We start from the raw sequence: 14,340 nt of genomic DNA on the forward strand, positions 1-14,340 counted from the left end.
TTTTTTCTTTTGTGTGAGATAGTAAGCAAGCAGTCCGCCAAAGATGGAAGAAATAATGGCTGTTGACATGAGAGGAGCCTCCTTTAATAGTGTGAGTTAATTGATTATTTATGACCTCATTATAATAGTGTCTAAGCCAGGCAGCCTTTGTTTTAACTTACAAATTTACGCAACATTCTTACAAAAATATAAGGGACAATATTTTGAGGCAAATACCTTCAATCCTCTGTTCTGAAACGTCTAAGTAACGATTTCTTGCCTAGACAAGGGTCGAATAATCCGCTATCTTAGCGCAATTGTGACACGGACAGCCGTCAATGTTACAAGATTGAGTCAGTTTATTTAAAAAGCGACGAAAGCTATTTTCAAGCCAAAAGTTTATGGTAAGATGATTCTTGTCGAGAGAGAACTATCTAAAATAAACTTAAAAAGGTGATTTAATTATGAAATTGAAAAAACATTTATGGATTGGAGCTTCTGTCTTAGCTTTAATGTCACACGGTGGCATCATTTCAGCTCAAGAAACAGCGACTACTTGGACACCCCGTAGTGCTGAACAAGTCTTAGCGGATATCGTTAAAGATGAAAACAACCAATTAAAATATACCGTTAAAGAAGGCGACACCCTTAGCGTGATTGCTGAAGCGATGAAGATTGACATGAACACGTTAGCTGAAATTAACCAAATCGCTGATGTGGACTTAATCTTCCCTGGTAATGTCTTCACCGTTCAAGTAGACAATGCAGGTAAAGCGACTAACTTATCTGTTGAAACACCTGAAGGACAAGTTAATGATTATGATTTAAGTGTGGCACCTAGCCAAGAATCTCAAGTTATGGTTGATCAAGTGGCAGAATATGTGGCTCCAGCTGAACAAACAACACCAACTACAACACCAGCTGTTGAAGCTGAAACAACTGTTTCTGAAGCTATCGGCGGTGGAACACCTGTAACTGAAACCATCACTTCAACTTACTCATCTGTATCAGAAGCAACAGCTCAACCAGTGGCTACTGAAGTAGTGACTGAAGCACCTGTTACCGAAGCAGTTAGTCAAGAAGCACCTGCTTCAACCGAAGCGGTAACGACCTCAGCTCCAGTGACTGAAGCAGTAACTACGCAAGCACCGGTTACAACGCAAGCTCCAGTAACGTCTGAAGCAGTGACAACCCAAGCGCCTGCTAAAGATCCATATGCTAATCCAGAAAACGCTGGTTTAGATGCAGATGCAGCAGCTTACAAAGAAAAAATTGCGGCTCAATATGGTGTAACTGACTTCTCATTATACCGTCCGGGTGATTCTGGTGACCATGGTACAGGAAATGCAGTAGACTTTATGGTTTACGGTGACTCTGCTAAAGGGGACGCCATTGCTGATTACTCAGTGAACAACATGGCGGCTAACAACATTAAATACGTTATCTGGCAACAACAAATCAACCTAGGTAATGGTTGGAGTCAAATGGAAGACCGCGGTAGCATCACAGCTAACCACTATGATCACGTTCACGTATCATTCAACTAAGACAAGACGATTAATGACAGGCTTCTCTCACTGAGGAGTCTGTTTTTTTGTTAAATTTTTCGCAAAAAGACTTGCCTTTTAAAGCGGGGTTGGTATATAATTACTTTTGTTACTTCGCTAGTAAGTAAGTTTTGCGGAAATAGTTCAGTGGTAGAACATCACCTTGCCAAGGTGGGGGTCGCGGGTTCGAACCCCGTTTTCCGCTTTTGTCAGATGACCGATCTAACCTGCCGGGGTGGCGGAACTGGCAGACGCACAGGACTTAAAATCCTGCGGTTAGTGATAACCGTACCGGTTCGATTCCGGTCCTCGGCATACGCACTTCGTGCGATAATAATAGGCACCCATAGCTCAATTGGATAGAGTACTTGACTACGAATCAAGCGGTTACAGGTTCGACTCCTGTTGGGTGTATCGTATTGAAGAACAGCTTCGGCTGTTCTTTTTTTGTGTTTGCAAATCTAATAGTTGCAAATTGGTCAATTTATTATATAATGGTCAAAGAAAGTCAATGTTAAATTGTAAAGGAGGGATTCCGTGCAACAACGCAATATGTCAGACATCATTGAAGCCTACTTGAAAAGCTTCCTGAAGGAACGCGAACATGTCGAAATCAAACGCAGTGATATCGCTGAGCAATTTGACTGTGTCCCTTCACAAATTAACTATGTCATCAATACCCGATTTACCCAAGAACACGGCTATCTAGTCGAAAGTAAACGAGGTGGCGGTGGTTATATCCGCATCCTCAAAATCCACTTAGTCGATGAAGTAGACCAATTGGATCAAATGATTGATCTCGTCGGTGACCACATTAGCCAACGTAACGGCATCAACCTAATTCAGACCATGGTTGATCGCCAAATGATTACCCGGCGCGAAGGCACACTGATTCTTTCGGTTATTGAGAAGTCGATTCTCCTTAACATCTGCCAAGAAGAGCAGAAGGCTCGTGCTATCCTATTGAAGACTTTCTTACAACAACTTCGTTACACCATTAACGAAGACGCTTAGATTTAGATATAAGAGGTGAAGACCATGTTTGAAGAATTATTTACTGAAAGTGCCCGCCAGGCCATGATTTATGCAGCTGAAATGGCCTATTACATGCGCCATCAAGCGGTTGGCACAGAGCATATTCTCTTAGGCTTAGCCAAAGAAGAGAAGGGGATTGCCGGCAAAGCCTTGCGTGAGGTGGGGGCAAGTTTCGAACGCTTACAAGCTAGCCTAGAAGAAATTAGAGGAGCCTCTTCGGTAGCCCCACTCGTGACCGAAGTTGTCATCCCATACTCTCCCCGCTCTAAGAAGATTATTATGAACGCCTCCAATGACGCAAAACGTCTTGGGGCACCGAAATTAGGAACAGAGCACCTCTTGTTGGGGATGCTGAAAGAAGAAATCCTAGCAACTGTCCTCTTAAAACAATTGGATATCGATTTGGAAGCTTTGCGCAATCTTGTTTATGAATTAATCGGCGTTTCACAGGAGAACATTAAGGCAGTTCAAGCCAATGCTCGACGTGGCCAACAAGCCAAGGGGCGCGGACTCAATGCCGAAGCACAGGGTACACCGACTTTGGATGCTGTTGCTCGTGATTTGACTCAACAAGCTCGTGAACACAAGCTCGATCCAGTGGTGGGCCGCCAAGCTGAAGTGAAACGGATTACCCAAGTGATTAGTCGTCGTCAGAAAAACAATCCCGTGTTAGTCGGCGAACCCGGTGTGGGTAAGACAGCTATTGTGGAAGGCTTAGCCCAACGGATGGTTGATGGAACCGTTCCGGCTGATATCGCTAAGAAACGTTTGATGATGCTCGATATGGGTTCTTTAGTAGCAGGAACCAAATATCGGGGAGAATTCGAAGAACGGATGAAGAAAATCATTGAAGAAATTGCCGAAGATGGCAATGTCATCCTCTTTATTGATGAATTACATACCTTGATTGGTGCCGGTGGTGCCGAGGGAGCCATTGATGCTTCTAACATCTTAAAACCGGCTTTAGCCCGGGGTGAGATCCAAGCGATTGGGGCCACTACCTTAGACGAATATCAAATATATATTGAGAAAGATGCGGCTTTAGAACGTCGTTTCTCTAAGGTTCAAGTAGATGAACCGACCGCTGAAGAATCGGTGCAAATTATTCAAGGTTTGAAGAAACGGTATGAAGACCACCATGGGGTGGACATTACCGATGAAGCTGTCTTAGCGGCAGTCAATTATTCGAGTCGCTATATGACTTCTCGTCGTTTGCCTGATAAGGCCATTGATTTAATTGATGAAGCGGCAGCCAAGGTTCGGATTGACCAAACAGTGGCTGATAACTCAGTTGCTCAACTTGAAAAAGAACTCAGCCAATTAGCTAGTCAGAAAGAAAAAGCTATTCTGGACCGCCAATTTGATCGCGCTGCTGAGTTAAGGGTCAAAGAAGAAGAACTTGAAGAACGCTTGCGCCAAGAGACCCAAAAAACACCTGCAACTAAAGAAGGGCCTCGTCCTCAAGTGACGCCTAGTCAAGTAGTTGAAGTAGTGGCATTAGCGACGGGTGTCCCTGTTCAACAGATGGAACTCAAAGAATCCAAACGCTTAGTTAACTTAGAAAATGAGTTGCACCAACGGGTTATCGGCCAAGATGATGCGGTTAAAGCGGTCGCTCGCGCTATTCGTCGTGCTCGTTCCGGTTTGAAGAGTCCTAAACGCCCAATCGGATCCTTCCTTTTCCTCGGGCCGACCGGGGTAGGTAAAACCGAATTAGCCAAAGCCTTGGCTGCTTCCATGTTTGCCAGTGAAGATAATATGATTCGGGTAGATATGTCTGAATACATGGAAAAACATACGGTATCTCGCTTGATTGGTTCACCTCCAGGCTATGTAGGTCATGAAGAAGCGGGTCAATTGACGGAAAAAATCCGTCAGAAACCATATAGTGTCGTGCTTTTCGATGAAGTTGAAAAAGCCCATCCAGATGTCTTTAATTTATTATTACAAGTCTTCGATGACGGTTTCTTGACTGATTCTAAAGGTCGACGCGTTGATTTCCGCAATACCATCATCATTATGACCTCTAACTTGGGTGCAACTGCCCTACGCGATGAGAAAGCGGTTGGCTTTGGTGCTAAATCCTTTACGGCTGATCATGCAGCCATGGAAAAACGCATCCGTCAAGAATTGAAACAAGCCTTTAAGCCAGAATTCTTGAATCGGATCGATGAAATTATCGTCTTCCATAGCTTAAGCAAAGATAACATCCGTCAAATAGTGAAATTGCATGCCAAGGAAATTGTGAAACGTTTGGAAGATTTACATATCCAAGCTCGGGTTACCGATACGGCTGTCGATATTATCGCTCAAGCTGGCTTTGATCCTGAGTATGGAGCACGCCCAATCCGGCGGGCTATTCAAAAACAAATTGAAGATGAATTGAGTGAAATGTTATTGAATGGCGACATTGTTTTAGGCGATGAAATTACCATTGGTGGGCGTTCTGGGAAGATCAAGATAGGCAACCGGTCGAAATAAGGTCATGATCCTCAAGGCCTAACTTTCGAATCTTGAGGTAAATTATGTTATAGTCTACTTAGGGTAGTTGAACAATTAAAGTTACCTTAAGGAGGAAATGATCATGGAACAAGCTTCATTTAACAAACTTTTAATTGGTTCTGCACTGACAATTGCGGGGGTGGCTTTATATGTCCACTGTGACGGAAACGCCCGTAACAAAGTTCAAGGATTAGTTAATCGTGAACGTGCCAAAGCCTTAGTCCAACATAAATTAAAAGCGGATGACGATATCGTCGAAGCTGTGGATGATTTATCTGATAACGAAGTCTCTCTTTTAATGAAATTTATTGATGGTTCTAACCGTGTGATGGATAAAGCCAGTGAATTTTTAGATGATGTGACTGATCGTGTGGAAGACTTCCGTGACGATGCAAGTCAAAAAGCGCAGTCTTTCATGAAAGACACTGAGAAAGAAGTTACGAAGAAACAAGACAAAGTAGCTAAGAAAGCTGCTAACTTAAAAGATGATTTAGTGGACAAATCCGAAGACGTGATTGAAACTGCTCATGATTCTTACCTTGAAACCATCGAATCAGCCCTAAAGATTGGCAACATGATTGTGGGTAAATTAAATTCTTTCTTAAGCTAATCCAGTTCCACCAATAACTAAAAGGGGTCCCAAGGGGACTCCTTTTTTGGTAAATAAGGGCCTTTGCCTTTTGTCCCATCAAGAGAGGGAGCCGTCCTTATTAGGCTAATCAGGATTGGCGAAGGTCGAGGGATATGCTATGCTAGTAAAATAGGAGGTGGGACCATGATTCATAGTGATGACTTAACTCAGGCACAACGGCAAATCGATGAAGCATGGATGCGCCTAGCTTTAGAGGAAGCGGATAAGGCGGCCGCTATTGGTGAGGTGCCTATCGGAGCCGTCCTAGTTAAAGATGGTCAACTCATTGCTTCTGCCTTTAATCTGCGCGAACGTGACCATGCAGCCACAGCTCATGCAGAACTTCTAGTAATTCAGGAAGCCAATCGATTAGTTGGGGCTTGGCGTTTGACCGGGTCGACCCTCTATGTGACGGTAGAACCTTGTCCTATGTGTTCGGGAGCCATTATCTTGTCGCGGGTGGATCGGGTAGTCTATGGAACAACGGATCCTAAAGCAGGTTGTGCAGGCTCTTTGATGAATTTGGTCGAAGATTCCCGTTTTAACCATCGGGTCGAATTGGTGGCGGGTGTTCTTGAAGAGGAGTGTCGTCAGAAGATGAAAGATTTCTTTCAAGGTCTGCGTTTACGAAATAAAGCCCGTAAGCAAGCTAACCAAGCTGCGGACAAAGACGCTCAATAATCCTCGATTTGGCTTTTTATTGAACTTGTGTTATAATAAATTTTGGCAATGACCACGTCACGAATCGAGTCAGGACCGGAAGGTAGCAGCTATAAGTGACAAGGTCATGTGCTATTTTTTTTATTAAAAATGTTCCCCGCTAAATCAATCATTTAGCGGGGAGTTTCTTTTATGATTATGTTTCAGTAATATTTTGGACAGGAACTGACTATCGCAATCATTTTGCCAAAGAAGGGTTAAATTGACCCTTCTTTTTGTTATAATGGAAGTAAGTATTTTATTGAGGGAGTGACAAAGCATGGGTTATCAAGCCTTATATCGTGTTTGGCGGCCACAAACATTTGATGAATTAGTGGGTCAGGACATGATTGCCGAGACATTAAAGAACGCGATTACAAATGGGCAATTGAGCCATGCTTATTTATTTACGGGGCCGCGAGGAACCGGTAAGACATCCGCTGCTAAAATTTTGGCAAAATCGGTAAACTGTTCGCACCAAGAGGATGGTAATCCATGTAACGAATGTGACTTATGTCAGGCGATTACGTCCGGCCAATTATCCGATGTCATTGAAATTGATGCCGCTTCAAATAATGGGGTTGAAGAGATTCGTGATTTGCGCGACAAAGTCCGCTATGCGCCGACCCAAGCTAAGTATAAAGTCTATATCATTGATGAAGTTCATATGTTAACAACTGGGGCATTCAATGCTTTGCTAAAGACCTTAGAAGAACCACCCGCTCAAGTAATCTTTATTCTAGCAACGACAGAACCCCATAAGATTCCAGCTACGATAATCTCGCGGACTCAACGCTTTGATTTCCAACGGATTCAAGCGCGCGACTTAATTAGTCGCATGCAACATATTCTTGATCATGATCACATTGCTTATGAAGAAGAGGCCTTAGCCATTATCGCCCGTGCCGCTAACGGAGGCATGCGAGATGCTCTTTCCCTTTTAGATCAAGCTCTTTCCTATAATAACCAAGAAGTGACGGTTGTTTCTGCTTTGGAGGTGTCGGGCTCACTCGATCAAAAAGATTATATTGACTATCTTTTAGCTTTAAAAGCGGGGCAAGCGCAACAAGCCTTAAGTTTTTTACAGACTCAGTTGGCGAAAGGTAAACAGGCTTCACGCTTTATCGAAGAACTTATCTTATTCAGCCGCGATTTACTCTTGACCTTGCATACTAAACATAACCATACGCTATTAAATGAAGCTGAATTGCAAGAAGTTCGCCAAACTATCCCGGCAGACTTCTACTATCACTTGATTCATCAGTTGAATTCGGCTCAAAATCAAATGCGCTTTTCTAATCAGCCGGACCTTTATCTTGAGGTGATCACGGTTCAATTGGCTCAAGGCGACCATAGCCAAGTTAGCCATCGCCCCGAAATGACAGCCGATTCGTCAGACAGCCAATGGCAGGAGAAAGTTCGTTTCTTAGAAGAAAGCGTTATGCAGTTACAAACACAAGTAGCTACACTACAAGAAACTTTGCGGCGTCAAGCCTATAACCAACCAGACGTGGAAGTCGTTGAACCGGTTAACGAGGGTCATAAACTAGAAACGACCTCTGTTCAACCAGCCAAGACACCGCGGCCACGGCCAGAAGCTTTCAAAACCGACTATCAATTAGAAGTCAACCAGGTCTATCGAGTTTTGAATCAGGCAACTAAAACCGATATTCAAGAATTAAAGGCTCAATGGAGTCGTATTTTAGCAGAATTGAGTCCCGTCCAACGGGCCAAATTCTTTGGCACCCAACCGCTAGCCGCTGGCCCTTCCTTGGGCTTGATTGCTTTTGATAATCTAGCTTTCTGTGGAGCGATTCAACATGATGCGGATTTGCGTGAGCGGGTAGAACGAATAGCTAGTCAAATACTGGGCCATAATCTTCGCCTTGAAGTCATTTTGACTAAGGATTGGCAAGGACTTCGTCAAGACTATATGGTATTGCGTAAACAAAACGGTGGTCAGCCGCTTGATTTGCCGGAGACCGAAGATTTAAAAGAAGTTAGTCAAAACGATCAAGATGATTACGATGCTCCAGAACAAACGCCCGCGGACGAAAGACTTGTTCAATCTGAAGTGGAGGATGTTGCAGCTAGCATGGACTTTGATAACTCAGTACCTGTCCAAGAGAAAGCTAATCGAGAGCCAACAACTCAAACCAGTCTGACTGATCCTGAAGCAGATAATTTACTCCTTGAGGATCAAATGGAAGAGCCACCGTTACCAGAAGTAGTGGCCCGTGCCGTTGAATTATTTGGTAGCGATAAAGTCAATGTTTTTGATGAATAAACGTTAACAAGTCGGCATGAAGCATAGGATAATCTAGCCCGAATCAACGCTTTTCTTAAACCAGTTTGGCTGATGGAAGGCTGTGCTCGGGTTGTTTTTTTTATTTAACGTTAAGCTCCAAACAAGATTCAAGGTTTTTACAAGGATTTCTTGTCACGAAAATGGGGCTTTCATGGTATAATTGAAAAGAAGCTACATAAAACTCAACAAGGAGGCCCTTCTATGAAAGGTATGGGAAATATGGGCAACATGCAAGGCATGATGCAAAAAATGCAGAAGATGCAAAAAGAAATGAATAAAGAACAAGCAGCGATTGAAGAAACCGTTTATCAAGCTAGTGATGTCAATGAGTTAGTGACCGTTAAGATGAATGGGCGCAAAGAAATGGTTGAATTAGTGCTTAAACCTGAATTAGTCGATCCTGACGATGTTGAGATGTTACAAGATTTAATTATTGCTACTACTAATCAAGTATTAAGCCAAATTGATGAAGATACAGAAAAACGGTTAGGTAAATTTACCAAAAACTTGAATTTACCGTTCTAAGTGAAGGAGTCGTCTCATGCAATATCCAGTCCCGATTGCTAAGTTAATGAACAGTTTTACCAAATTACCGGGTATCGGATCCAAGACCGCTGCTCGCTTGGCTTTCTATGTACTAGACATGCCGGAAGCGGATGTGACTCAATTTGCCCAAGCTTTGATTAACGTGAAGCGGGATCTAACTTATTGTAGTGTTTGCGGCAATATTACGGACACCGACCCTTGCAGCATTTGTAGTGATTCGCAACGGGATCAGAGCCAAATCCTAGTCGTTGAAGATACACGTGATGTCATTTCCTTAGAGCGAATGCAAGAGTACCATGGTCTTTACCATGTTCTTCATGGGGTACTTTCACCGATGGAGGGGACTGGACCGGAAGACTTAAATATTGCTAGTTTAATCAAGCGTTTAGAAGATGAGCGGATTCAAGAGATCATCATTGCAACCAATGCTACAGCTGAGGGAGAAGCGACGGCGATGTACTTGTCGCGTTTAATCAAACCAATTGGGATTAAGGTGACTCGCTTGGCGCATGGATTGGCTGTAGGTTCGGATATCGAATATGCGGATGAAATGACCCTCTATCGAGCGATTGAAGGCCGTCGGGAGTTGTGATTGAAAGGGTGGAACATGAAAAAAGGGAGATTTATTTCAATTGAAGGTCCAGACGGCTCAGGAAAATCGAGCACGATTAAGGCCCTTAGCCAATTATTGGATCAAGCGGGTTGGCAAGATCAATATATTTTAACCCGTGAACCAGGTGGCTCAGCTATTGCTGAACAAATTCGTCAGATTTTGCTTGATGTGCATAATCAAGATATGGATCATCGTACGGAAGCCCTTTTGTTTGCAGCCTCGCGACGCCAACATCTCGTTGAGACGGTGATTCCAGCTTTGGAAGCGGGCAAAATCGTGATTTGTGACCGTTTTGTGGATTCCTCATTAGCCTATCAAGGGATTGCACGTAATATTTCAACTGACTTGATTTGGCAAATTAACCATTTTGCGATTGAAGATTATTTACCGGATTTAACCTTGTTAATTGATGTGCCAGCCGAAGTGGGCTTAGAACGGATATATAAAGCTCAAGGCAAACGACAGTTTGACCGCTTAGATCGTGAAAGTGTGGACTTTCATAATCTAGTGCGTCAGGCATTCTTAGATTTTGCGGCGGAACAAGAGCGCATCGTCTTAGTAGATGGAACGAAACCTGTCGACCAAGTGGCTCAGGATTGTTTAGAATTATTGCAGGCGCATGGGATTATCTAAGGAGGAATGTAAGATGAAATTAATTATTGCTATTGTACAAGATCAGGACAAAACAATTTTAGGTAACGCCTTATTTGATGCGAATATTCGTGCAACCAAATTAAGTTCAACGGGTTCATTTTTACGGTCTGGAAATACCACTTTCTTGATTGGGATTGAAGAAGAACGGGTTGACGAAGTTCTTGAAGTTATCAAAGCATCTTCGCAATCGCGTGAACAATATATTTCTTCACCTGTGAACTTAGATGTTACTTTAGATGTGTCAGCGTCGTACCCGGTTAAAGTTGAAGTGGGCGGAGCAACGGTCTTTGTCTTACCGATTGATCAATTTCTTCAATTTTAGCTCTTATTGCAAGTTAAATTAGAGGAGGAATAGCATGAGCCAAGTAGAGTCCCAACACTTTGTACAGCTGATCGACCAGGGACAATTGGCTCATGCTTATTTGTTTACCGGTCCCAATCAGCAAGCTAAGCACGATTTGGTCCAAGCTATCTTGCAGAAGCTAGTTTGTCCAACAGCGCAAGACCAAGGAGGACCGGCCTGTGGCCACTGCCAAAGCTGTCAGCGGATTGAAGCGGATCAATTTGCTGATGTGTATTACCTCCAACCTGACGGGCAAAATTTAAAAGTCGATCAGATTCGTTCGCTTAAAGAATGGTTGACGAAATCGCCGCTTGAGGCTGACTTTAAGATGGCGGTCATCGAACAGGCAGATACTATGAATGCGTCTGCTGCCAATGCTTTATTGACCTTTCTTGAAGAGCCCACTGCTGATGTTTATCTGATTTTATTCGCTCAAGAAGCGGATCGTTTATTAGCCACTATCCGCTCGCGAGTGCAGACGATTCATTTAGCTCAAGTGGACAGTCAGGATCAAATTCAGGCAATGGTTGACCAAGGATTTGACCAAGGCCATGCCCAAATCATTCAAGCACTTGGCGGCGATGCGGTCCAACGGTGGACCCTTCGCTATCAAGTGGCAGAATTTGATACGTGGATTAAGCTCTTGAATCAATTTTATCGCTTATTAGTGGGGGGGAATCCGCAGGCTTTTGTGATGATTCAAAGTCAACTTAAAGCCTTTTTGTCCGGAGCAGACGCTTTGGATGCCTTAGATTATCTGGCTGTTATCAACCATGCTGCCGTCGTACAATTGACGACCGGCGCCCAATCAGACCAGGTGATTCAATCGTATTTTATTTATGAGTTATTACAGAAACAAACTTGTCAACTTTCAACATTATTAGCTATTCAGGAGGCTATATTGCTTGCTAAGCAGCGTTTAGCGGCCAATGTGTCCCCCCAATTAGTTTTTGAAGGTCTAGTTGTCAGCTTAGTGAAGTAAGTTAAAGACAAGTGATTGTAGAGGAGATGTGCCATGGAACAAGAGAAAATTCAAGCCTTGATCGCCCAGTTTGATCAGCAATTAAGTCAATTGAATGAAACGGTGGCACAGCTAAGCAATGCCTATAGTGATTTAATTGAAGAAAATAACCGTTTACGGCTGATGAACCATGAATGGCATGGCAGTCGCCTGCCGGAATGGTCTAATTTGAAATCCCATCAAACAGGGAATGAAGAAGCTAGCCAATTTGATTCCGGTCAGACTGCGAAAATGCTAGGCGAATCAAGCCAACTTGAGCTTGGTCGCCAAGATGAGTCAACACAGGCAAGGGCAAGTTCAGGCAAGGAACGCCTACAAACGTTTTATGAGGAAGGGATTCATATTTGCCATCCTTATTTTGGTTCGCGGCGCGAGCCTGGTGAAGAGTGCATGTTCTGCCAAAGTCTTTTGGATGGCTTAGAGGGTCATTCGCAGCATGAGGAGAGAAAGTAGGACGAAGCATGTTTGAAGCAGATAAAGCCCCCCAATTAGGTCCGGGTGAGCGCTTAGATCGTTTTATCCGGGAGGACTTGGTCATTATTCAAAGTCAGGACTATTTCAACTTTTCTTTGGATGCGGTCCTTTTGGCTCATTTCACCCAAATTCCTCGACGGAACAAATTGAAAATTGTGGATTTTTGTAGTGGCAACGGGGTCATTCCCTTGCTTTTGAGTGCTAAAACGGAAGTTGCAATTGATGCGATTGAATTACAGCCGGGCTTAGTCGAGATGGCTCAGCGGTCAGCTCAGCTTAATGGTTTGCAAGACCGGTTGCATTTTCAATGTATGAATTTAAATGATTTTATGTATCAGGGCAGTCAATACGATATAGTGACTTGTAATCCCCCCTATTTTTTAGTGGATAATAGTAAGGAAGTTCACCATTTGACTTCGTTGGCTTTGGCTCGTCATGAGCTTAAATTGACGCTCGACCAGTGGGTGAAGAAGGCCAGTCAGATTCTTAAAGATAAGGGTCGGCTCTTTTTTGTACATCGGCCAGACCGTTTAGATGATTTGATGGCTTGTTTGGAGAAGCATCATTTTGCAGTCTATCGCATGCAATTTGTTCATCCTAAAGCGGGGGCACGGGCTAACGTTCTCCTCGTTGAAGCCATTTATCGTGGCGGACGCAACGGGGTGCGGGTTGAACCGCCACTAGTGGTATATCAGGACGATAATACCTATACGCCAGAATTGCAGGCGATTTATTATGGCTGATCAAGGACAACAAAAGCATTATTTTTATGTGTTATTGTGTGGTGATGGGAGCTTGTATGCCGGCTATACCACTGATTTAGCTAAGCGCTTGGCTACACACAGAGCTGGTAAAGGGGCTAAGTACACCCGAGCCGCCAAGCGACAGCCTCTAACCATGATTTATGCCGAATATTTTGACCAAAAGCGGCCTGCCTTGCAGAGCGAGGCCCGGTTCAAACAGCTCAACCGAGCTGAAAAACTAGCTTACTTGGCTCAGGCTCAGGTAAACGTTCACCCCAGTCAGGCCCTCGTGCTAGTAAAAGGGCTACAAAATCATCTATTAGTAACGACTAAGGAAGGAGACCAGACGCATGCAACAACAGAAGAGTTATCAACCTGACCAAACAATCGGCGCCTTGTATCTCGTTCCGACGCCGATTGGTAATTTGGATGATATGACTTACCGGGCGGTTAAGGTCTTAGCCAGTGTGGATTTGATCTTAGCTGAAGATACCCGTAATTCGATTAAATTATTGAATCATTTTGATATTCATCAACCGATGAAAAGTTTTCATGAGTTTTCGCGGCCAAGTGATTTGGACTATTATGCTTCCTTGTTGGAAGCCGGTCAGCAGATTGCTTTGATTTCGGATGCTGGCATGCCCTTAATTAACGACCCTGGCCATCCTTTAGTTCAAAGGGCCTTGGCTATGAACCTGCCTGTCATTGCGCTCCCGGGTGCTAATGCGGCTTTGACGGCTTTAGTTGCCTCAGGTTTGGATTGTCGCCAGTTTACTTATTATGGTTTCTTTCCTCGAGCTACTAAGGAACAAAAGCAATTACTCAGTTTGGTTGGTCAAAGACAAGAAACGGCCATCTTTTATGAATCGCCTTTTCGCGTTAAGAAGAGCGTGCAGGCCATTCAAAAGGAATTGGGTCCACAGACCAATTTGGTGCTTGCGAGGGAGCTGACTAAGCGTTATGAAGAATATCTTCGAGCGACGGCTGCTGAATTATTGACTCATCTGGCTGATCATGAACTCAAGGGTGAATGTGTCCTCTTGATTGAAGGCGGTCAAGGGGGGCGTTCGGAAGCTGAAATCGATGATACCTTAACAGACGCTAGTGACCTAACTTGGAAGCAGCAAGTTGAGGCTTTGATGGCAGCCCAGGGATTGGATGCAAAAGAGGCCATTAAGCATGTGGCAAAGCAACAACAAGTTAAGAAACAATTGGTTTATCAAGCTTATCATGAGCTTGATTAGA

The 14,340-nt window shown here is 43.7% G+C and carries 15 protein-coding genes, 3 tRNA genes and 1 other RNA gene; all 19 read left to right on the forward strand.

Going from position 1 to position 14,340, the window contains the following annotated elements; all coding sequences use genetic code 11:
• The first annotated feature begins 443 nt into the window (after positions 1-443).
• Positions 444-1,526, forward strand: coding sequence for a LysM peptidoglycan-binding domain-containing protein (locus EIH20_RS02505; protein WP_124057789.1), 1,083 nt, complete (start codon positions 444-446; stop codon positions 1,524-1,526).
• A 133-nt stretch (positions 1,527-1,659) separates the two neighbouring features.
• Positions 1,660-1,731: transfer RNA gene (locus EIH20_RS02510), tRNA-Gly, on the forward strand.
• A 24-nt stretch (positions 1,732-1,755) separates the two neighbouring features.
• Positions 1,756-1,841 (forward strand) — tRNA-Leu (locus tag EIH20_RS02515).
• A 25-nt stretch (positions 1,842-1,866) separates the two neighbouring features.
• Positions 1,867-1,940: transfer RNA gene (locus EIH20_RS02520), tRNA-Arg, on the forward strand.
• 123 nt (positions 1,941-2,063) lie between these two features.
• Entirely contained in the window at positions 2,064-2,540 is a 477-nt protein-coding gene (locus EIH20_RS02525) for a CtsR family transcriptional regulator (RefSeq protein WP_124057790.1), read from the forward strand.
• 24 nt (positions 2,541-2,564) lie between these two features.
• A complete protein-coding gene (locus tag EIH20_RS02530) occupies positions 2,565-5,042 on the forward strand; it encodes an ATP-dependent Clp protease ATP-binding subunit (RefSeq protein ID WP_124057791.1) in 2,478 nt (825 codons plus the stop codon).
• Between the two features lie 103 nt (positions 5,043-5,145).
• Positions 5,146-5,673, forward strand: coding sequence for a hypothetical protein (locus tag EIH20_RS02535; RefSeq protein ID WP_124057792.1), 528 nt, complete (start codon positions 5,146-5,148; stop codon positions 5,671-5,673).
• A gap of 165 nt (positions 5,674-5,838) precedes the next feature.
• The gene (gene tadA / locus EIH20_RS02540) at positions 5,839-6,375 is read left to right on the forward strand and encodes a tRNA adenosine(34) deaminase TadA (protein WP_124057793.1); all 537 of its coding nucleotides are present in this window, start codon (positions 5,839-5,841) and stop codon (positions 6,373-6,375) included.
• 33 nt (positions 6,376-6,408) lie between these two features.
• An RNA gene (gene ffs / locus EIH20_RS02545) (signal recognition particle sRNA small type) lies at positions 6,409-6,503 on the forward strand.
• 170 nt (positions 6,504-6,673) lie between these two features.
• Positions 6,674-8,680: a DNA polymerase III subunit gamma/tau gene (dnaX, locus tag EIH20_RS02550; RefSeq protein ID WP_124057794.1), complete on the forward strand. Its 2,007-nt coding sequence runs from the start codon at positions 6,674-6,676 to the stop codon at positions 8,678-8,680.
• A 222-nt stretch (positions 8,681-8,902) separates the two neighbouring features.
• The gene (locus tag EIH20_RS02555; protein WP_124057795.1) at positions 8,903-9,226 is read left to right on the forward strand and encodes a YbaB/EbfC family nucleoid-associated protein; all 324 of its coding nucleotides are present in this window, start codon (positions 8,903-8,905) and stop codon (positions 9,224-9,226) included.
• Positions 9,227-9,242: 16 nt separating this feature from the next.
• Positions 9,243-9,839 (forward strand): recombination mediator RecR, encoded by a 597-nt coding sequence (gene recR, locus EIH20_RS02560; protein ID WP_124057796.1) that lies wholly within the window; start codon positions 9,243-9,245, stop codon positions 9,837-9,839.
• Between the two features lie 15 nt (positions 9,840-9,854).
• Positions 9,855-10,493: a dTMP kinase gene (gene tmk / locus EIH20_RS02565; RefSeq protein ID WP_124057797.1), complete on the forward strand. Its 639-nt coding sequence runs from the start codon at positions 9,855-9,857 to the stop codon at positions 10,491-10,493.
• A gap of 13 nt (positions 10,494-10,506) precedes the next feature.
• On the forward strand, positions 10,507-10,836 hold the full coding sequence (locus EIH20_RS02570) for a cyclic-di-AMP receptor (RefSeq protein WP_124057798.1): 330 nt from the start codon (positions 10,507-10,509) through the stop codon (positions 10,834-10,836).
• Between the two features lie 34 nt (positions 10,837-10,870).
• On the forward strand, positions 10,871-11,839 hold the full coding sequence (locus tag EIH20_RS02575; RefSeq protein ID WP_124057799.1) for a DNA polymerase III subunit delta': 969 nt from the start codon (positions 10,871-10,873) through the stop codon (positions 11,837-11,839).
• A 33-nt stretch (positions 11,840-11,872) separates the two neighbouring features.
• A complete protein-coding gene (locus EIH20_RS02580) occupies positions 11,873-12,331 on the forward strand; it encodes an initiation control protein YabA (protein ID WP_124057800.1) in 459 nt (152 codons plus the stop codon).
• Between the two features lie 8 nt (positions 12,332-12,339).
• Complete coding sequence (locus EIH20_RS02585) at positions 12,340-13,095, forward strand: tRNA1(Val) (adenine(37)-N6)-methyltransferase (RefSeq protein WP_124057801.1); 756 nt, start codon at positions 12,340-12,342, stop codon at positions 13,093-13,095.
• Entirely contained in the window at positions 13,088-13,474 is a 387-nt protein-coding gene (locus EIH20_RS02590) for a GIY-YIG nuclease family protein (RefSeq protein WP_124057802.1), read from the forward strand. Before EIH20_RS02585 ends, EIH20_RS02590 begins: the two co-directional genes overlap by 8 nt.
• Positions 13,446-14,339 (forward strand): 16S rRNA (cytidine(1402)-2'-O)-methyltransferase, encoded by an 894-nt coding sequence (gene rsmI, locus EIH20_RS02595; RefSeq protein WP_124057803.1) that lies wholly within the window; start codon positions 13,446-13,448, stop codon positions 14,337-14,339. The genes EIH20_RS02590 and rsmI overlap by 29 nt, the downstream gene beginning before the upstream one ends.
• The last annotated feature ends 1 nt before the right edge of the window (position 14,340 follow it).

The organism is Vaginisenegalia massiliensis, assembly GCF_900604935.1.
Classification (GTDB): Bacteria; Bacillota; Bacilli; order Lactobacillales; family Aerococcaceae; genus Vaginisenegalia; species Vaginisenegalia massiliensis.